General features: G+C 75.2%; 16 protein-coding genes and 1 pseudogene. 9 read left to right on the top strand and 8 right to left on the bottom strand.

Going from position 1 to position 17,113, the window contains the following annotated elements:
- Window positions 1–228: 228 nt before the first annotated feature.
- Window positions 229–1,296 carry an ArsR/SmtB family transcription factor gene (locus ABTY61_RS28275; RefSeq protein WP_350507918.1) on the bottom strand — a complete coding sequence of 356 codons (1,068 nt, stop codon included), beginning with the start codon at window positions 1,294–1,296 and terminating at the stop codon, window positions 229–231.
- 54 nt (window positions 1,297–1,350) lie between these two features.
- Here ABTY61_RS28275 and ABTY61_RS28280 point away from each other — a divergent pair, with 54 nt between their 5' ends.
- Window positions 1,351–2,568, top strand: coding sequence for an MFS transporter (locus ABTY61_RS28280; protein WP_350507919.1), 1,218 nt, complete (start codon window positions 1,351–1,353; stop codon window positions 2,566–2,568).
- 72 nt (window positions 2,569–2,640) lie between these two features.
- Here the strand turns inward: ABTY61_RS28280 and ABTY61_RS28285 are convergent, their stop codons facing one another.
- A complete protein-coding gene (locus tag ABTY61_RS28285) occupies window positions 2,641–3,018 on the bottom strand; it encodes an MmyB family transcriptional regulator (RefSeq protein WP_350507920.1) in 378 nt (125 codons plus the stop codon).
- Window positions 3,019–3,085: 67 nt separating this feature from the next.
- Window positions 3,086–3,496: pseudogene (locus ABTY61_RS28290) on the bottom strand (helix-turn-helix domain-containing protein); the annotation flags it as partial.
- 127 nt (window positions 3,497–3,623) lie between these two features.
- On the opposite strand from ABTY61_RS28290, the gene ABTY61_RS28295 reads away from it, so the two are divergent.
- Both ABTY61_RS28295 and ABTY61_RS28300 read left to right on the top strand, forming a co-directional pair.
- A complete protein-coding gene (locus tag ABTY61_RS28295) occupies window positions 3,624–4,688 on the top strand; it encodes an aldo/keto reductase (RefSeq protein WP_350507921.1) in 1,065 nt (354 codons plus the stop codon).
- Between the two features lie 312 nt (window positions 4,689–5,000).
- Window positions 5,001–5,933, top strand: coding sequence for a hypothetical protein (locus ABTY61_RS28300; protein WP_350507922.1), 933 nt, complete (start codon window positions 5,001–5,003; stop codon window positions 5,931–5,933).
- A gap of 307 nt (window positions 5,934–6,240) precedes the next feature.
- On the opposite strand, the gene ABTY61_RS28305 is transcribed toward ABTY61_RS28300, so the two are convergent.
- Window positions 6,241–7,002, bottom strand: coding sequence for a DUF8175 domain-containg protein (locus ABTY61_RS28305; protein WP_350507923.1), 762 nt, complete (start codon window positions 7,000–7,002; stop codon window positions 6,241–6,243).
- A 264-nt stretch (window positions 7,003–7,266) separates the two neighbouring features.
- On the opposite strand from ABTY61_RS28305, the gene ABTY61_RS28310 reads away from it, so the two are divergent.
- The gene (locus ABTY61_RS28310; protein ID WP_350507924.1) at window positions 7,267–8,088 is read left to right on the top strand and encodes an alpha/beta fold hydrolase; all 822 of its coding nucleotides are present in this window, start codon (window positions 7,267–7,269) and stop codon (window positions 8,086–8,088) included.
- Window positions 8,089–8,383: 295 nt separating this feature from the next.
- On the opposite strand, the gene ABTY61_RS28315 is transcribed toward ABTY61_RS28310, so the two are convergent.
- Window positions 8,384–8,926: a DUF2165 domain-containing protein gene (locus tag ABTY61_RS28315; RefSeq protein ID WP_350507925.1), complete on the bottom strand. Its 543-nt coding sequence runs from the start codon at window positions 8,924–8,926 to the stop codon at window positions 8,384–8,386.
- A gap of 134 nt (window positions 8,927–9,060) precedes the next feature.
- Here ABTY61_RS28315 and ABTY61_RS28320 point away from each other — a divergent pair, with 134 nt between their 5' ends.
- The 3 genes from ABTY61_RS28320 (at window position 9,061) to ABTY61_RS28330 (ending at window position 12,038) form a co-directional block, all read left to right on the top strand.
- Entirely contained in the window at window positions 9,061–9,756 is a 696-nt protein-coding gene (locus tag ABTY61_RS28320; RefSeq protein ID WP_350507926.1) for a hypothetical protein, read from the top strand.
- An 86-nt stretch (window positions 9,757–9,842) separates the two neighbouring features.
- The gene (locus ABTY61_RS28325) at window positions 9,843–11,183 is read left to right on the top strand and encodes a hypothetical protein (RefSeq protein WP_350507927.1); all 1,341 of its coding nucleotides are present in this window, start codon (window positions 9,843–9,845) and stop codon (window positions 11,181–11,183) included.
- Window positions 11,184–11,396: 213 nt separating this feature from the next.
- Window positions 11,397–12,038, top strand: coding sequence for a dihydrofolate reductase family protein (locus ABTY61_RS28330; RefSeq protein WP_350507928.1), 642 nt, complete (start codon window positions 11,397–11,399; stop codon window positions 12,036–12,038).
- 197 nt (window positions 12,039–12,235) lie between these two features.
- On the opposite strand, the gene ABTY61_RS28335 is transcribed toward ABTY61_RS28330, so the two are convergent.
- Together ABTY61_RS28335 and ABTY61_RS28340 are read right to left on the bottom strand one after the other, a co-directional pair.
- A complete protein-coding gene (locus ABTY61_RS28335; protein ID WP_350507929.1) occupies window positions 12,236–12,586 on the bottom strand; it encodes a hypothetical protein in 351 nt (116 codons plus the stop codon).
- Between the two features lie 32 nt (window positions 12,587–12,618).
- Window positions 12,619–13,512: a LysR family transcriptional regulator gene (locus tag ABTY61_RS28340; RefSeq protein WP_350507930.1), complete on the bottom strand. Its 894-nt coding sequence runs from the start codon at window positions 13,510–13,512 to the stop codon at window positions 12,619–12,621.
- 72 nt (window positions 13,513–13,584) lie between these two features.
- Between ABTY61_RS28340 and ABTY61_RS28345 the strand changes: the two genes are divergently transcribed.
- Both ABTY61_RS28345 and ABTY61_RS28350 read left to right on the top strand, forming a co-directional pair.
- Window positions 13,585–14,490, top strand: a complete 906-nt coding sequence (locus ABTY61_RS28345) for a DMT family transporter (RefSeq protein WP_350507931.1) — start codon at window positions 13,585–13,587, stop codon at window positions 14,488–14,490.
- A gap of 3 nt (window positions 14,491–14,493) precedes the next feature.
- Window positions 14,494–15,852 (top strand): MFS transporter, encoded by a 1,359-nt coding sequence (locus ABTY61_RS28350; protein WP_350507932.1) that lies wholly within the window; start codon window positions 14,494–14,496, stop codon window positions 15,850–15,852.
- A gap of 242 nt (window positions 15,853–16,094) precedes the next feature.
- On the opposite strand, the gene ABTY61_RS28355 is transcribed toward ABTY61_RS28350, so the two are convergent.
- Window positions 16,095–17,066, bottom strand: a complete 972-nt coding sequence (locus tag ABTY61_RS28355; protein ID WP_350507933.1) for a hypothetical protein — start codon at window positions 17,064–17,066, stop codon at window positions 16,095–16,097.
- Window positions 17,067–17,113 lie beyond the last annotated feature (47 nt).

The following is a 17,113-nucleotide window of genomic DNA, read 5'->3' on the forward strand; positions in this document are numbered from 1 at the left end:
GCCCACTCGACGCGCGGCGAGCGCCCGTCGGTGGGCTGCCCGGCGTCGGTTTCGGGGTCGACCCCGACCGCGGGAACGACCTCCTGATGGTCGTCCCCAGCAGCGGTCACCGCGTCCTCGACGCCTCCACGGGGCTGGATGACGTGCCGGAAGGCAGCGTTGAACGCCTTCGGGATCGCCTTCGACGGCCGTCTCTGCGCCGGCCGACGTCAACTCGACCCGACCGGGTTACACCGGTCCGCCGGACAGACCCGCCCTGGGCTGACCCTGAAGCGGCCCCTGGGTGGCGGCCGCCAGCAGGGTGTCGGCGGCCGGGGTGCGGGTGTATCGGACGGTGCGGCCGGTGCGGTGGCGGGTGAGCAGGCCGGCGCCCGTGAGGGTGGCCAGGTGGTGGGAGACGTTCGGGGTGGACAGGCCGGTGCGGTGGGCGAGTTCGGTGGTGGTGGCCGGGGCGCCGAGCTCGGTGAGCAGCAGGGCGCGGGAGGGGCCGAGCAGGGCTGACAGGCCGTCGGGGGCCGGGGCGGGGCGCTCCCAGAGGGTGGCCACGCCACGCGGCGGGTAGGTCAGGCTCGGCTGGTGCGGCGGCCTGGTCTGGGTGTAGAGGCCGGGCCAGGCGAACACGGCGGGGACGAGGACGAGACCGCGTTCGCCGTCCAGCCGCTGCTCGCCGTGGTACCAGCGGTGGGCGATGCGCAGGGTGCCGCGTTCCCAGCTCACCCGGGGGTGCAGGTCGGCGAAGAGCGTGGCGGGCCCGCCGGCCGACATCTGCTGTGCGCGGCGCAGGACTTCGCCTTCGAGCAGCTGCTGCATGCGTGGCCAGTGCGGGGCTATCGCCGCTGCCCAGTAGGCGCGGATCTCGGTGGTGAGGCGGGCCAGTCCGGTGGCCGGATCCTGCCTGAACTCTGCTATCAATGGCGGGAGTTCGGGTCCGTATCGGTCCAACTCGGCTGCGAGGCGGGCCGGTTCGGTGGCGGCCAGGCGATCCAGCTCCTGGTCGAGGGTGGGGGAGAAGGATTCCGGTACCGGGGTGAGGAAGTCGGCGGTGTAGACGGTCGGCACCGGGACGAGGGCGTCGAGCAGGGCGAAGCCGGTGGTGGCGAGCGCCTGTCGGGCCTGCCGCACCCACGGCAGGTGGACGGCGTGGGAGCCCGGCTCCTTGAGCACCTGCACGCTGTGCGTGACCTCGGAAAGCGGGGAGCAGGCGAAGCGCGTCACGGCGAGGTCGTGCGCGGAGAACTCCAGGGTGAACACGGGCCCGTCCCAGGTCGGCTGCTGTCGGTGCGGTGGGGCGACCATTCCATCAGGACGAAATCCTGAGCCCCGCGGCGGGGCCCGGCCGAGGATCGGCGCATGACCACCACAGCTCCCGCACCGACCCCGGTCCGGCCCGCCCCGCGCGGCCGGCTGCTCGGCTCGTACGTGATCGACAGTCTCGGCAGCGGGCTCTTCCTCGCCTTCACTGTCGTCTACTTCGTCCGCACCACGCCACTGGGCCTCGCCGAGGTCGGTGCCGCGATCAGCCTCGGGCGGCTGTGCGCAGCGCCCACCGCGCTGTGCGTCGGCCCGCTGATCGACCGCTACGACGCCCGCCGGGTGGCCGCCTGCGCCAACCTGCTCTCGGCCGGTGCCTACCTGGCCTTTCTGGCCGCCGGACAGTTCTGGCAGGTCGCCGCCGTGGTGTTCCTCGCGCAGGTCGGCGCCGCCTCCTACTGGACCGCCAGCACCGGCCTGGTGGTGCTGGCCGCCGAAGCTGCCGAGCGGCCCCGGCTGTTCGCGCTGGCGGGCACGCTGCGCAACGCGGGGCTGGCGCTCGGCGGTGCGCTCGGGGCGCTGCTGCTCGGCTGGGGCGGGGCGACGGGGCTCCGGGTGACCGTCGCCGGGAACGCGCTCAGCTACACCGTGGCCGGCGTGCTGCTGCTGTGCTGGCGCCCGGCGCTGCGGCCGGTGGCCGCCGCCGCTCGGGTGGGCGGCGGCTACGGGGTGGTGCTGCGGGACAGGCGCTACCTGCGGCTGATCGCCGTCAACCTGTGCTTCGTCTTCGCCTCGCTGGTGCTCAGCCTGCTGCTCGCGGCCTACCTGGTGGAGGGGCTGCACCGGGCGGCCTGGGTGGCCGGCTCGCTGCTGGTGCTCAACACCGCGCAGGTGGTGCTCACCCAGACCGCCGTGACCCGCTGGGTGAGCCGCTACCGCCCCACCCGGGTGGTGGCCGCCGGTTCGGTGCTCAACGCACTCGCCTTCGGGCTGTTCGCGCTGCTCTCGGCCGCCCCCGGCTGGGCCGTCACGGCGGGCCTGTACGCGGCGATGCTGCTCTACAACGCCGCCGAGACGGTGGCCACCCCGTACCGCGAGGAGCTGAGCGTCGCCCTCGCCGACCCGGCCCGGCGCGGCCGCTACCTGGCGGTGTACCAGCTCTCCTGGACCTTCGGCCAGACGGTCGGGCCCGGGCTGCTGACCTTCCTGCTCGGGCTCGGGGCCGCCTGGCCGTGGCTCTTCCTGCTGGGGCTCAGCCTGCTGGCGGTGCCGCTCGTCCTGGGGCTCAAGCCGGGCACGGCAGCCGGAACCCGGTGAGCTCCCGGCCGTACCGGCGGCCGGCCGGGCCGAGATGACCTTCGTTCCCCGGGCCACGGGTATCGTGCGTTGTCACTCTTCCCGGCATCGGTCACCGCCGCACAGCCGGTGCAGGGAGGCGCGGCTTTCCTCGTCCGCGGCGCGGTAGACCAGCAGGCGCAGTTCCGGGTCCTGGAGCGGCAGCAGGACTTCGAAGTCGACGGTGATCGCGCCTGCGACCGGGTGGCGCAGCACCTTGCGGCCGCGTCCGTTGACGCTGACCTCCCGTTCGGCCCACAAGCGGGCGAAGTCCTCGTCCTGCGTGGCGAACTCGGCGATGAGGCCGGACAGTTCCCGGTCCTGCGGGTGGGCGGCCCACGCCGCGCGCAGGTGGGCGACCCCGTCCCGCAGCGCCTGCTCCCGGTCGGCGTAGAAGCCGCGCATCTCCGGGTGCAGCAGGCACAGCCGCATCGCGTTGCGCCGGGCCGGGGGGCACGGCGTCGAAGCCCGGTAGCAGCCGGGCCATCTCGGGGTTCCAGGCGAGGATGTCGTAGCGGTGGTCCAGCAGCATGGCCGGCAGCGGCGAGAGGTCGCCGACCAGGCGGGCCAGCGACGGCGCCGCGCCGGCGTCCGGGGCGCCGGCGGTGCCGGGGCGGCGGCGTCCGGCCAGGTCGAACAGGTAGTCGCGTTCGCCCGGATCCAGGCGCAGGGCCCGGGCCAGCGCCGTCAGCACCTGTGCCGAGGGCCGCAGCCCGCGGCCCTGCTCCAGCCGGACCACGTAGTCGGTGCTGACCCCGGCCAGCTCGGCGACCTCCTCCCGGCGCAGTCCGGGTGTCCGCCGGGCCCGCCGGTGCGACGGCAGGCCCAGCCGCTGCGGGTCCAGCCGTTCGCGCCTGCTGCGCAGGAAGGCGGCCAGTTCCTCGGTGGTGTCCACGGTTCGTGTCGTCATGACCGGTCCAACTGCCAGGGTGGGACCGGCCTTCCCAGGAAAGTCCCCCCCTTATCCGGGGCCGGCCGCCGCCGCAGACTCGGTCCCGGCAACGGAACACGAGCACACGCGAGCACAGGAGAACCTGATGGCACTGGCCCTGGACGACTACCGGCTGCTGGGCCGCTCGGGACTGCGGGTCTCACCGCTGGCCCTGGGCACCGCGACCTTCGGCACCGAATGGGGGTGGGGCGCCGAGCGGGCCGAGGCGCGCAAGCTGTTCGACCGCTACGTCGGGCTCGGCGGCAACCTCCTCGACACCGCCGACACCTACACCGACGGCAGCTCCGAGCGCCTGCTGGGCGAGTTCGCCCAGCAGGAGCGCGAAGGCCTGGTCCTGGCGACCAAGTACTCGACCCTGCGCCGCCCCGGCGACCCGAACTCCGGGGGCGGGCACCGCAAGGCGCTGTTCGGCTCGGTGGAGAGCAGCCTGCGGCGGCTCGGCACCGACTACCTCGATCTGCTGTACCTGCACGTCTGGGACGTGCGGACCTCGGTGGAGGAGGTGCTGCGCGGCCTGGACGACCTGGTCCGGCAGGGCAAGGTGCTGTACGTGGCGATCTCCAACACCCCGGCCTGGCAGGTGTCCCGGATGCAGGCGATCGCCGACCTGCGCGGCTGGTCGCCGCTGGTCGCGCTGCAGGTCGAGTACAGCCTGATCGAACGCACCGCGGAGCGCGACCTGATCCCGATGGCCCGGGAGCTGGGCCTGGGCGTGGTCCCGTACTCGCCGCTGGGCGGCGGGGTGCTCAGCGGCAAGTACGGTCGGGAGGACGTGGGCGCGACGGGTGCCGGCCCCGACGGGAGCACCCGCCGGAGCCACAACCTCGCCCTGGGCACCCTCACCGAACGCAGCCTCGGCGTGGCCGGGGTGGTCCGGGAGGTGGCCGGCGAGCTGGGGCACACCCCGGCCCAGGTGGCGCTGGCCTGGACGCTGCGCAGGCCGGGCGTGACGAGCACGCTGCTCGGCGCCCGCACCCCCGCCCAGTTGGAGGACAACCTGGGCGCCCTGGTGGTGGAGCTGACGGACGCCCAGCTGGCCCGGCTCGACGCGGCGGGCGCGATCGCCCTCGGCCAGCCGCACGAGTTGTTGGCGAGCGAGCCCATCCGCCGGGTGACCACCGGCGACCTGCGGATCGAGGCCCGCCGCTGACTCGGCCGCCGGCGGGCCGGTCGCACCGCGCACCCGGGCGCCCTGTTCGACGAGTTCGGCGGCGTTGCGGTCGACCTGCCGACGGTCGACCTGCCGACGGTCGAGCGCGCCGGTGTGGACGATCGTGCGCCTCCTCCCCGCATTGGCCAGGACCGATGCCACTGACGCTGCAGGAGCCTGCAGCCCGGCTCTGCAGGAAGTTCCACCGAGCCATGGCACATCCGGCCGTGCGTGCACGGATAGGTTTGCTGGGTCTTCAGGGATGGAGGCGCCGGAATTCGTCAACTGCATATCACCAAAAGGTTGTTTATCGTGTATCAAGCGTTTCGCCGGACGATCCCCGCTCTCACGGCTCTCGGGATCGCCGCGGGGGCCCCGTTCCTCTCACCCGGCACCGCGCACGCCGGGACAGCGCCCGAATGCGGCGCGGCCGGCGTCTCCTATTCCACGGACGGCGGCCGTACCTGGCAGGCCAGCCCCCGGTTGGACAAGCCGTACGGCGTCATCATGGTCGAGGGCGACTTCTCCGCGGAGTCCGAGGCGAACTGCTCGTACCAGGTCTCGCTGGCCACGTACGGCACCGAGGGCCCGACGTGGCCGACCTCGGGCCGCCAGACCTTCCTCGGCTGGGCGACCGGCACGCTCACCCGGGCCGAGCCCAGGGCGAGCCTCGACGTGTCGGCGTACCTGCCGGAGTGCTACGGCCAGCTCGACCTGTACCTCGGGGGCGAGAAGTTCGACGGGGTCGACCAGCCGCTCCCGCGCTACCCTGACCCCGTCCTGGCGGAGGAGGGCCGCCTCATCGCCGCCTGGAACGGCGGCCGCCCGTGCGAGCCGGAGCCGACCGCCTTCCCGACAGTGACGCCCACGGCTTCGCCGACCGCCGGGCCTACCGCCACCCCGACTCCCACGACCACGGCGAGCGCGACCGCGACCGCGACCGCGACGGCGAGCCCGAGCGCGAGCCCGACCGGGAGGCCGACCGCGACGCCGAGCGGGACGCCCGGTCCGAGCATGTCCCCGACCGCGACCCCGACCGCCACTGGCACGCCGTCGGCCGCCCCGGCCGACGGCGGGTCCCCGTCACCGTCCGTCTCCGCGGCACCGGCCGCCGCCGGCGGGAGCCTGGCCCACACCGGCGGCGACGGCGGCCGGATGCTCGCCTACGGTGCCGCCGGCACGGCCCTGCTCGCCGTCGGCACGAGCGCCGTGGCGCTCGCTCGCCGCCGCACCGCCCGCCGCTGAGGAACCCATGCCGCGGTGACGAGCCCGCCGTCGGTGCTTCCGAGTCTCGGACCTGGCAACGAGCGGACAGCTTGCACCGCTGCCCGCTCGCGCCGGCCTGCGGGCGGCCTCCGCCGGCCCCAGCCCATCGGCGAACAACCCGGCGGCCTCCGGCCGCACCGCCTCACGGCGCCGGCGACCTTTCGCCGCCGGCCCGCCCCCATCCGCATATCGCATACCTACGGCACAGCGCGCGGATGACTGTCGGTCAGCTGCACGAACAGGCCGATCACCCCGAAGCGCCGAAGTCGGTAACGGCTCGGAGCGATTACCAGGTCACGAACCCCGCGGTGCCACCGACGCCGGGCCCGAGCTTGGGCAGGTGGCCCTCCGCCGACATGTCCAACCGCCAGTCGCCGTCAGCCCAGCGCAGGTTGGCGGTCGTGGAGTTGTGGACCCCGGGCGGGGCACCCGGAGGGTCGACGAGCAGCATGACCATGGATTTCTCGGGCGTGTAGGTCATGACGGAGAAGGCGACCACCTTCACGGAACCGACGCCTCCGGCGTGGAGCGGGTCCTTGAGCCGGTGGTCGGCGTAGTCCGTGGCGGCGCTCGGCGGGTAGATCTGGGCCCGGGCGGCCTGCTCCCAGTCGTCGTGGCCGGTGTCGATCGCCGCGAGCACGGCGGCGGCCCGGGCGGCACCCTCGGGGGTGTGTGCGAAGCAGTGCCAGAAGCCGCCCTCGTAGAGGAGGGGTCCCGCGGTGCGGGACGTGGGGACCAGCAGCGAGCCCAGCGGCTTGAACTCCGTCCCGGGCGGGGTGGCGGTCGGCGTGCTCTGGTCGCGGTCGGCGGTCCGGCAGCCCGGCCCACGGTCGTCGGCGGGCGCCGGTGCCGGAGGCGGGGCCGCGGCCGGGGCGGTGGACGGGGCGGTGGGCGCGCCGGTGGCAGTGGTCGGGCTCGGTGTCCCCGCCGTGCTCGTGGACACCTCGGTGGGCGCGGTGCCTGCCGAGGTGGATGTGGGCGTGCAGGCGGCGCTCAGGGCCAGGCCGGCGACGGCGGCCAGGGCGGCGGCCCGGGATCTGATTGACATGGTTGTGGCGATTCCCCCGGTGGTGTCGATCCTGACGACATGGATCATGCCACCGTCCCCAAAGACTGGGCATGAGTTGCACGTGCTCAGCCGAACGCCCCGAACGGTCGTGGGCGCTCCGGTCCACCGCGTTCCTGCCGCGTCCGGCGCCGGACCGAGGACGGCTTCCAGTACCTATAGATGACTGATTCGCCGTCAGCGGAACTCGGACAAGCTCATCTCCGGAGGCGGGACACCGCAGCACAGCCACCCAGGGAGCACTCCATGCCGTACTTCGAGACCACCACCGACGGTACCCGCCTGGCCTACGAGGACTACGGCACCGGCCGGCCCATCGTCTTCGTCGCCAGCTGGGCGCTCAACGCCGACATGTGGGAGTACCAGATCCCCTACTTCGTCGAGCGCGGCTACCGCTGCATCGCCCTCGACCGGCGTGGGCACGGCCGCTCGGACCGGCCGTCCGGCGGGTACGACATGGACACCGTCGCCGACGACCTCGCCGCGCTGCTGGAGCACCTGGACCTGCGGGACGCGGTGCTGGTGGGCCACTCCATGGGCGGCTGCGAGGCCGCCCGCTACCTGGCACGGCACGGCGAGGAGCGGGTGGCGAAGGTCGCGTTCGTCTCGGCCACGCTGCCCTTCCTGCTGCGGACGGACGACAACCCGGACGGCGCGCCGGAGGCGGCGCTGCTGGCCACACTGGCCGCGTTCCGCCGCGACCGGGCGAAGTGGTTCGCGCGCCAGGCCCAGGTCTGGTTCGCGACGCACCTGGGCAACGAAGTGTCACCTGCGACGATCGAGTGGACGCTCGCGCAGTGCATGTCCGCCTCACCGTGGGCGACGGCCCAGCTCTTCCGGAACATGTTCCGCACCGACTTCCGGGCCGGCCTGCGCGAGATCACCGTGCCCGCCCTGATCATCCACGGCGCGGCCGACTCGTCGGCCAACATCGACCTGACCGCGCGGCGCACGGCACAGCTGGTCCCCGACAACACGTACAAGGAGTACCCGACCGCCAGCCACGGACTGTACGTGAGCCACCAGGACGAGCTCAACGCGGACTTGCTGGACTTCATGAAGGCGTGAGTCCGCAAGGAACCGCCGGGCGACCCGTGCCGGACCATGCCGGGTGACCCGGTTTCATCCGGCCCCGCCTTTCCGGGGCGACGATCGTGCCGGGACCCGGTGCGGGCACCGGGTCCCGGCCGCGAGCGGAGACCTCTTTGGTCAGGGTCGCGGCGAAACGCGGGCCGCGGGCATCAGTGCCGCAGGCGCGGGAGGAACCCCTGCCTCCCGAGGCGGGGAGGATGTCGACTTTGCGCGGAACAGCTCGCAGTAGGCGGGGTCGGCGTACGACCCTGCCGGGCGCGCGCGGGTTCCCTCACGGCGACGGGGGGCGGGTGCGGTGCGGCAGGTTCACCACCACCAGGGCCAGTCCTGCCAGGGTGACGTTGCGGATCGCCGCGTCCAGGCCGTTCCACGTCTTCGACTGCCACATGGCGAACCACTCGCCGCCGATCCCGATGAACCCGGCCCCGAAGAGCAGCAGCATCAGCAGCAGGCCCAGGCTGCTGAGCCGGCGCGCCAGCTGCGGCCGCAGCCACCAGGCGAGCGTGCCGGCCGTCAGCACCAGGGCGCTCAGCGCCTCCCAGGCGATGATCGCGACGTACGCCGTGTCCTGCAGGCCCGGGGAGGTGATGGAGCGCCACATCAGGTGCCGGTCGCGGAACGTGGTGTCCATCGCCAGCACGTGCTGGACGAAGTGCTGGTTGGTGGCGAAGTCGGTGACGTTTCCGAAGACCACGAGCAGCAGGTAGAGGGCGTTCGTGCCGGTGAGGACGGCTGCCGCCGCGGGCAGTGAGCCGAATGCGAGCAGGCGGTCGCGGGTGGTGGGGCCCGGGCGTACGGGGCGGGTGGCCGGCATGGGCAACAGGCTAGCTCCTGCGGGGCGTTGGCCGAGGTGGCCGGGCCGGAGGGGTGGTGGGTGGGCGCGGGCACCGGCTGGTGGGGGGGTGCGCCGCAGGCGGGGGTGCGCAGGCGGGATCTAGGCTCGCCCGCATGGGTCGTGACGAGCAGAGGATTGACAGCGTGGTCCAGGTGCCGGTGCCGCCGTTGGGCGACTACGAGTCCGGTCGGCTCTTCCACCGGCTGCTGCAGCTCTTCCTGCGGGACCTGAAGGAGGCGGGGCAGCCGGTCGGCCGGCACCAGTACCTGCTGGGTGCCGTGGTGCAGCTGCACGAGCCCGCCCGGGCGCAGGGGGGTGGCGCCGGGCCGCAGCAGCCGTGCTGCGCGTGCTGCCGCACGCCCTACCCGTGCCGCACGGTGCTCGGCGTGGCGGTGAGCGCCGGGCTGCCGGTCCCCTGGGGCTCCCCCGCCGCCGTGGTCCCCGCGCTGCGTGACGCGGGGCTGGAGCCCGGGCCCGGGGGCGGGGTCACGGCGGAGCAGGTGCACTGGGCGCTGGGCTGGGGCGCGCAGCGGACGGCGCAGGGGAGTTGGGAGATCGGCATCGCGGTCGACCGGGGCGAGGTGGAGACCCTGGTGGTGGCGGACGACGCGGCGATGGCCCGTTACCTGGCCTCGGCGGTGGTGGCGCTGGGCAGCCCGTACCCGTACGGCTGGGTCGAGGACGCGGCCGAGGCGGCGGCGGTGCGGTCGGCGGCGCACGGGCAGGTGGCGCAGTGGCGGGAGCGGGTGCGGCTGCCCTACCTGGACGTGCACCGCGAGTACGGGGCGGACGGCGGCGGGACGCGCTGACGGGCCGCTGGTGGAAACCGGGTTGCCCGGACGGTGACGGGTCGGGGATCATCCTGGGGCCCCTGACACCCGACCCCCGGAGACGCATGACCACCGAACTGTCCGAAGCCTGGGGGCTCTTCGAGTCCGGCGACTCGCAGGGATCGATGCGGGTGCTGCGCTCTGCGGCAGACCGGCTCCCGCCCGCCGAAGTCGCGCAGCTGGTGGCCGAGTTGGCCAAGGGTGCCGGTTTCGAGGACCTGGCCGGGGCTTCGACGGCGCTGGCGGCCGGACCCGGGGAGGCCGAGCGGCTCTACGCCTTCGGCTACGCCTGCGTCGAGCGCGGCATCGACGCGGTGGCCGTCCCCGCGCTGCGGGAGGCGCTGCGGCTGGTCCAGGCGCCGCCCGCCGCCGCGGCGCGCACCGGCCTGTTCCGCCGCAGGCCCAAGCCGCAGGCCGACCGGCAGGCCGGGCTGCGCAAGGTACTGCTGGAGCTGGTCTCGGCCCTGGAGGGCTGCGAGCGGCACGGCGAGGCCTTGGCCGTGCTGCGCGAACACGACGCCCGGCTCGGCGACTGGCCGGACCGGTACCTGACGGTCTACAACGCGCTGATGGCCGGTCGACTCGCCCTGGCCCGTGAGGTGTTCGGGGCGCTGTCGGCCCCCGAGGGGGTCTGGACGGGCCCGGGGCAGCGGGTCGGGCGGATGCTGGAGCGGGCCGCTGCGCTGCCTCCGGCCGACGAGCGGGACCTGCGCGGTTGGCACTGGGTGCTCACCGGCGGCCTGCTCACCACCCTCTCGCCGCACGGGTTCGACCAGGGCATGACCGGCCGCTGGGCGTACCTGCAGGACGACTTCGGGCAGTGCCGGTACGGCCTGGAGCGCCTGCGCGCCGTACTGGACGCCACCGGCCGCCGGCCCGACTCGGTCGCGCTGCTGGCCGACCGGGGCAGCCGGGCGCTGGGGCTGGCGGCGGCGCGGCTGCTCGGTGTGCCGGCGGCGCCGTACCGGCCGGGTGTGCCGGGTGTGCTGGTGGTCGCGTACGACCTGAACGAGTGCGATCCCGCCGTGGTGGCGCAGCTGAACGAGCGGGCGCCGGACGAGCTGCTCTTCGAGCACGCCACCTGCTGGACCGACCCGCCCGCCGTGACGGCCGATGTCTCCACCCTGCTGGGGCAGATCGTGAACGCCCCGTGGGAGCCCGGTCTGCACTTCGGTGCGGACGGCGAGCCCGAGGAGGAGGGGCCGGACCGGCGCTCGGCCGAGGAGCTCGCCGAGGCGATCCTGGCCGCCGCCCCGAGCGCGCCGCAGGGCGACGGCGGGACCCCGCCGGACCCGGACGGCGCCTTGGCGGCATTCGCCGTCCGGGCGGCGGCCGGCTGGCCTGCCGCGGGCCCGCGCGACCGTGTCCGCTCCGCGGGGCCGGTGCGCAGCTCCCGTTTCGCGTGACGGCCCGTCCCGGCCGCTCCGCTCGGCCGGCCCGGGTGGCCGTCGGGCGGGGCGGCGGGCGGGGCGGCAGGCGGGCGGGGCGGCAGGCGGGCGGGGCGGCAGGGCGGCGGGCGGGCGGCAGGGGCGGGAACCGGCTGTCGGCGCGGCGATGAGTTTTCCGGTCCGGGCTGGTCTATATCTCGACCGGCCGACCGACTCATCGGGAGTACAGACATGGGACTCATCCACCTCGAGCTGTTCGCGACCCTCGACCTCGTCGGGCAGGCGCCCGGCGGCCCCGACGAGGACCCGGAGGGGTTCCCGTTCGGCGGCTGGCAGGCGCCGCTGATCGACGAGGCCACCGGGGCGCAGATCCTCGCCGCGTACGAGGGCACGGACGCCCTGCTGCTGGGGCGGCGCACCTACGACATCTTCGCCGCGTACTGGCCGCACCAGAAGGACGGCGAGATCGCGGAGCTCTTCAACAGGGTCCCGAAGTACGTGGCCTCCCGCGGCACGCCCGAGCTGCCGTGGGCCGGGTCCACGCGGCTCGGCCCGGACCTGGCCGGCGCGGTGCGCGGGCTCCGGGAGCGGCACGAGAACGTGAAGGTCGTCGGGAGCCTGGACCTGGTGCAGACCCTCCTGCGGGACAAGCTCTTCGACCGTCTCGACCTGTGGGTGCACCCGATCGTGCTCGGCGTCGGGAAGAAGGTCTTCGACGGCGGCGCGGTGCCCACGAACCTCGCCCTCCTCGAACCGCCGTCAGCCGGCCCCACGGGCACCGTGTACCTGCGCTACGGGCTCGCCGACGGCACGCCCAGGACGGGTGACATGGGCGCACCCGACCGCGGCCTCGGGCACGACGGCCCCCGCTGAGGCGAGCGCCCACCGGGGCGGGTGGCGGGGAGGAAGGGCGTGGCCGACGTCCGGCCGGCCGGCCACGCGGGTGCCGGAGGCGGCCGGGCGGTGGGAGCGGTGCCGGGCGGCACCCGGGGGGCGGGGCGTCGCCGGGATGCCCCGCCCCCTTGGCCGTTCGCGGTCGGGGGGCGGGGCGTTGACGGTGGGTGGGGTGGTCAGTCCCCTTGGGACCAGGCGGCGACCGGCAGTGACAGGTAGACGCCGAAGTCGGTGAGAGCGGTGGCGGTGCGGATGCCCGTGTGGAGGGTGTCCACGCGCTCCTGACGGTCGGCCTCCCGGCTCGCGGTCCACTTCGACCTGACCTCGATCACCACGGCCAGGCCGCTGCGGTCCAGCGGGCCCAGCGGGTGGAAGCGGAGTTCGACGTCGCCGGGTCGCAGGTCGCCGTCGTAGGGCTCCTCGGGGCACTCCACGGCCAGGGAGACCAGGTGCGGCAGCACCTCGGCCAGTTCGCGCAGGCAGGCCTCGGGCACGGTGGGCGCGTAGGTCACGTCGACGAGGGGCATGCCCGCCAGCCTAGGCCGTGGGCGGCGGGCCGTCAGGGCCGGGCGGCGGCTTCCCGGAGGGCGTCGAGGAGGTCCCGTACCGGCGGGTGGGTCAGTGCGCTCTCGCGGACGGCGGCGTGGACGGTGCGGACCGGTTCGGGGCGGCGCACCCGGCGCACCGCGACGCCGGGGTGGCGGCCGGTGAGGCCCAGCCGCGGGATCACGGCCACGCCGAGGCCGGCGGCGACGAAGCCGCGGGCGGTGGCGTGGTCCTGGCCGTCGACCACGACGTCGGGGCTGAATCCGGCGGCCGCGCAGGCCTGGAGGACGGGTTCCAGGCAGGGGCCGGGCGGTTCGCTGCCGACCCACGGCTGCTCGGCGAGGTCGGCGAGGTCGAGGACGCGCTTGGCGGCCAGCGGGTGGTCCGCCGGCAGGAGCGCGACATACGCGTCGTCGAGCAGGTGGACCAGCCGGACGCCCGGCACGGGGGCGTGGGGGGCGCCGACGACCAGAGCGAGGTCGGCTCCGCCGCGCGCGATCTCGCCGAACGGGTCGTCGGGGTCGTGCAGCCGCAGGTCGATCCGTACGCCCGGGTGTTCCCGGCGCACCCGGGCGACGGCGGGGGCGACCAGGCGGGCGCCGACCGTGGGGAAGTAGCGGACGGCGAGCCGGCCGGTGCGTCCGGCCCGCAGTTCGGCCAGGGCGGTCTCCGCCTCGGCGACGTTGCGGCTGATGGTGGCGGCGTGCTCGGTCAGCAGGCGTCCGGCCTGGGTCGGGCGCACGCCCCGGCCGGCCCGTTCCAGCAGGGCGGTCCCGGCCTCCCGTTCCAGGGCCGCGACCTGCTGGCTCACCGCCGACGGTGTGTACCCCAGGTTGGCCGCGGCGGCGGTCACCGAGCCGCTGCTGACGACGGCCCGCAGTACCTGCATGCGCCTCACATCGAGCATGTAGCCCAGCTTAAGGGAAGTGAAGATCTTTTCGCTTGTGCTGTCGAATGGGACCCGGGCAGCGTTCCCCCCATGAGAACCGCAAGCCTGTACTGGTCACGCGTGGGAGTCCTCGCGCTGCTCTGGGGGTCCACCTTCCTGTGGATCCGACTGGCCCTGGACGGCCTGCGGCCGGCCGAGGTGACGGTCGTCCGCTGCGCCCTGGGGGCACTCGTCCTGACGGCGGTGTGCCTGGCCCGGGGCGGGCGGCTGCCGCGCTCGGCCGGGACCTGGCGGCACATCACGGTGGCCGCGTTCTTCTGCAACGCCCTGCCGTTCACCCTGCTCAGCCTCGGCCAGCAGAGCGTCGGCTCCGGCCTGGCCGGCCTGCTGAACGCGACGACCCCGCTGTGGTCGCTGCTGATCGGTCTCGCCGTCGGCACCGACCGCGCTCCGGGCGTGCTGCGGCTGGGCGGGCTGCTGCTCGGCTTCGGCGGCACGCTGCTGATCTTCGCCCCCTGGCGGCACGGCGGGCCGGCGGGCTGGGGCGCGCTCGCCGTCCTGGGCGCAGCGCTGAGCTACGCCGTCGCCTTCGGCTACATGCGGCGCCACCTGGTCGGCCGGGGCACGCCCACCCTCTCCCTCTCCGCCGCCCAGCTGCTCGCCGCGACCGCGCTGACCGCCCTGGCGGCGCCGGCGTTGCCCGCGGGCGGCCCGCCGCCGGCGCACCCCGGCGCCACGCCGCTGATCGCGGTGGCCGTGCTCGGCGTCCTCGCCACCGGGGTGACGTTCCACCTCACCTACCGGATCATCGCCAGCGAGGGCGCCACCGACGCCGCCGCCGTCGGCTACCTGCTGCCCGTGGTCTCGCTCCTGCTGGGCGCGCTCGTCCTCGGCGAGCCCCTGGGCCCGCGGACCCTCGCCGGGATGGCCGTCGTCCTCGCCGGGGTGGCGATGACCCGGCTGCGCCGCGCCCCCGCGCCGGCCGGGGCGAGGTAGCGGATGCGATCCGGATCCCCGTGGCGCGCAAGGGACTTCCGCACCCTGTTCGTCGCGACCGCGCTCAGCCAGCTCGGCACCAACGTCGGCTACGTCGCCGTCCCGCTCATCGCGGTCGGCGCCCTCGACGCGAGCGCGGCCCAGGCCGGCCTGCTCGGGGCCCTGGGCACCGCCGCCTTCCTCCTCATCGGCCTGCCCGCCGGGGCCTGGGTGGACCGGCTGCACCACCGCCGGGTGCTGATCGCCGCGGACCTGGCCCGCGCCCTGCTCCTGGCCTCCGTGCCGCTCGCCTGGTGGCAGCACGCCCTCACCCTGTGGCAGCTGTACGCGGTCGTGCTGCTGAACGGCGCGGCGACCGTCTTCTTCGACGTCGGCTCGCAGAGCGCACTGCCGCACCTCGTCGGCCGGGAGGCGCTGGTGCGGGCCAACGCCGCCGTGGTCAGCCTCATCGCCCTGGGCAACGTCGCCGGGCGCGGCGCGGGCGGCGGCCTGGTCCAGGTGCTGACGGCTCCGGTGGCGCTGGCGGCCACGGGCCTGTGCTATCTCGCCTCCGCCGTGCAGCTCACCGCGCTGGGCCGCTCCCCCGCGGCCTCCGCCTCCCCTTCCGGCTCCGCCTCCCCTTCCGGCTCGGCTTCCCCTTCCGGCTCGGCCGGGCGGCCCGCCCGGCTCGGGAAGCAGATCGGGGAAGGCCTGCGCCACGTCCTGGGCCATCGCGAGCTGCGGGCGCTCGCGCTCACCGCGACCCTGGCCAACCTGGGCTCGCAGATCGTCAACACCACGCTCCCGCTGCTGTTCCTGCGCGAACTCGGCCTGTCCGCGGGCACCCTGGGCCTGTTCTGGGCGGCCGGCGGGGCGGGCCTGCTGCTCGGCGCCCGCTGCGCCCGCCCGCTCGCCGCCCGGCTCGGCCACGGCCGTTCCCTCGCGCTGGCCGGCCTCTGGCTCTCCCCGGCGGGCCTGCTGGTGCCGGCGGTCGGCCGCGGGGCCTGGCTGTGGCTTGCCGGGTGCGGCTGGCTGCTGGCCATGTTCAAGATCGGCATGGACAACGTGCTCGGCGTGAGCCTGCGCCAGCGGATGACCCCCGGTCCCCTCCTCGGCCGGATGAACGCCACCTTCCGCTTCCTGCTGTCGGGGGCCCTGGCCGTCGGCTCCGCGACCGCCGGCGTGATCGGCCAACTGGCTGGCTTGCGCGTCGCGTTGTGGGTGGGTGGCGCCCTGGTCGCGACGGCCTTCCTGCCGGTCCTGCTCTCCCCGGTGCGCCGCCGGCGGGCGCTTCCGGCTCAGGCCGGGGAGGCCGGGGAGGTCGGGCCGGGCGCGGGCCCGGCGCCCGCTCCGGTGGCCGCCGGCCGAGCGGGCCGCGGATGACCCCGGGGCGGGGGACGCCGGCGGGTCGCCGAGGGCCCGGGGCTGCTGCTGTCCGTCCCGCAGGACCTGGCGGGCGCGGGCTGCCGGTGACCGCCCGACAGGCCTCAACGGCCCGAGCACGCAGGGGAGTCGGGCACCGGGGCGTCCCCTCTCCCCCCGGCCGGGGCCCGGCGGCTGCCCGCCGGTCGCTCCGTCGGTCGCTGCGTCGGTCGCTGCGTCGGCGGCGGGGATGCCAGGGGCTGTCAGGGGTTTGCGGCGGCGACGGAGGCGGCGGTGGCGAGCATGGCGTCGTTGTCCTGTTTGATGCGGGTGAGTTCCGGCAGCTTCTGCTGGATGGCCTGGGTCTCGTAGGCGGATTCCACGGTGAACCAGACGCCGACCACGTTCACGGCCGTCTTGCAGGCGACGTCGGCGGTGGCGGTGGCGAGTTCCTCGGGGGTGGGCTCGGGGGCGGACTTCCAGCGGGTGTCCTTGGCGGCGTCGGTGGGGGTGGCGTAGCTGAAGCCCCTGGCCTTCATGCAGGCGGACCACTTCTGGAAGACGTCCTTGACCCGGGGGTCGGTGGTGGACTGCTGGTAGCCGCCGAAGTTGATGCCGACGACCAGGTCCGGGTCCCGTCCGGTGCCGCCGTGGGAGGTGAGCCGGGCGTGGGCCTGGCCGAGGCAGCCGCCGGGCGGGACGGGGCGGCCCCGGTAGCTGCGGGGCGCGGCGGGGGTGCCCGGGCCGCCGGCGGTGCCGGCGCCCAGGACGGCGGCCGCGTCGGGGCTGATGCTCGGCTCGGCGGGCTTGGCGCCCGTGTGGGGGTCGGCCGGGTGGTAGCCGTGGACGGCCGCGACCCGGGGGTCGACCGGGTCGTAGCGGTGCGCGGTCTGGCCCGGCGGCTCGGCGTCCGGGGCGGGCGGGCGTTCGTACGGGAGGCCGAAGTCCTGCATGCACCGGCTGACGAGGACGTCCTCGGCGGTGGACAGCTGCCGGTACTGCGCGCCGCTGAGCAGGTAGGCCTCGACGGGCAGGGACCTGTCGGCCACCTGGGTCAGGACGGGCGGCTCGGGGATGGCCGGCGGCGCCGTGGCGGGAGCCGCCGCCGGGGACGGCGCGGCGGCGCAGCCCGCGGCGAGCGCCGGGAACGCGACGAGCACGGCGAGCGCGGCCAGGGCGGCGGGGAGCGGGCGCGGTGGGCGGGCCGGCGGGGCTTTCCGGGCGGGGGCGGGCATCTCGCTGACTCCTTGGCGGTCGGGGTGCTGCGCCGCCCCCGGGGTGC

This window comes from Kitasatospora sp. NPDC096128 (assembly GCF_040303105.1).
Lineage (GTDB): Bacteria > Actinomycetota > Actinomycetes > Streptomycetales > Streptomycetaceae > Kitasatospora.

Coding starts and splice junctions, on each gene's coding strand:
- ABTY61_RS28275 (WP_350507918.1), bottom strand. CDS start 1,296: ATGGTCGCCCCACCGCACCGACAGCAGCCGACCTGGGACGGGCCCGTG.
- ABTY61_RS28280 (WP_350507919.1), top strand. CDS start 1,351: ATGACCACCACAGCTCCCGCACCGACCCCGGTCCGGCCCGCCCCGCGC.
- ABTY61_RS28285 (WP_350507920.1), bottom strand. CDS start 3,018: ATGCGGCTGTGCCTGCTGCACCCGGAGATGCGCGGCTTCTACGCCGAC.
- ABTY61_RS28295 (WP_350507921.1), top strand. CDS start 3,624: ATGGCACTGGCCCTGGACGACTACCGGCTGCTGGGCCGCTCGGGACTG.
- ABTY61_RS28305 (WP_350507923.1), bottom strand. CDS start 7,002: ATGTCAATCAGATCCCGGGCCGCCGCCCTGGCCGCCGTCGCCGGCCTG.
- ABTY61_RS28310 (WP_350507924.1), top strand. CDS start 7,267: ATGCCGTACTTCGAGACCACCACCGACGGTACCCGCCTGGCCTACGAG.
- ABTY61_RS28315 (WP_350507925.1), bottom strand. CDS start 8,926: ATGCCGGCCACCCGCCCCGTACGCCCGGGCCCCACCACCCGCGACCGC.
- ABTY61_RS28320 (WP_350507926.1), top strand. CDS start 9,061: ATGGGTCGTGACGAGCAGAGGATTGACAGCGTGGTCCAGGTGCCGGTG.
- ABTY61_RS28325 (WP_350507927.1), top strand. CDS start 9,843: ATGACCACCGAACTGTCCGAAGCCTGGGGGCTCTTCGAGTCCGGCGAC.
- ABTY61_RS28330 (WP_350507928.1), top strand. CDS start 11,397: ATGGGACTCATCCACCTCGAGCTGTTCGCGACCCTCGACCTCGTCGGG.
- ABTY61_RS28335 (WP_350507929.1), bottom strand. CDS start 12,586: ATGCCCCTCGTCGACGTGACCTACGCGCCCACCGTGCCCGAGGCCTGC.
- ABTY61_RS28340 (WP_350507930.1), bottom strand. CDS start 13,512: ATGCTCGATGTGAGGCGCATGCAGGTACTGCGGGCCGTCGTCAGCAGC.
- ABTY61_RS28345 (WP_350507931.1), top strand. CDS start 13,585: ATGAGAACCGCAAGCCTGTACTGGTCACGCGTGGGAGTCCTCGCGCTG.
- ABTY61_RS28350 (WP_350507932.1), top strand. CDS start 14,494: ATGCGATCCGGATCCCCGTGGCGCGCAAGGGACTTCCGCACCCTGTTC.
- ABTY61_RS28355 (WP_350507933.1), bottom strand. CDS start 17,066: ATGCCCGCCCCCGCCCGGAAAGCCCCGCCGGCCCGCCCACCGCGCCCG.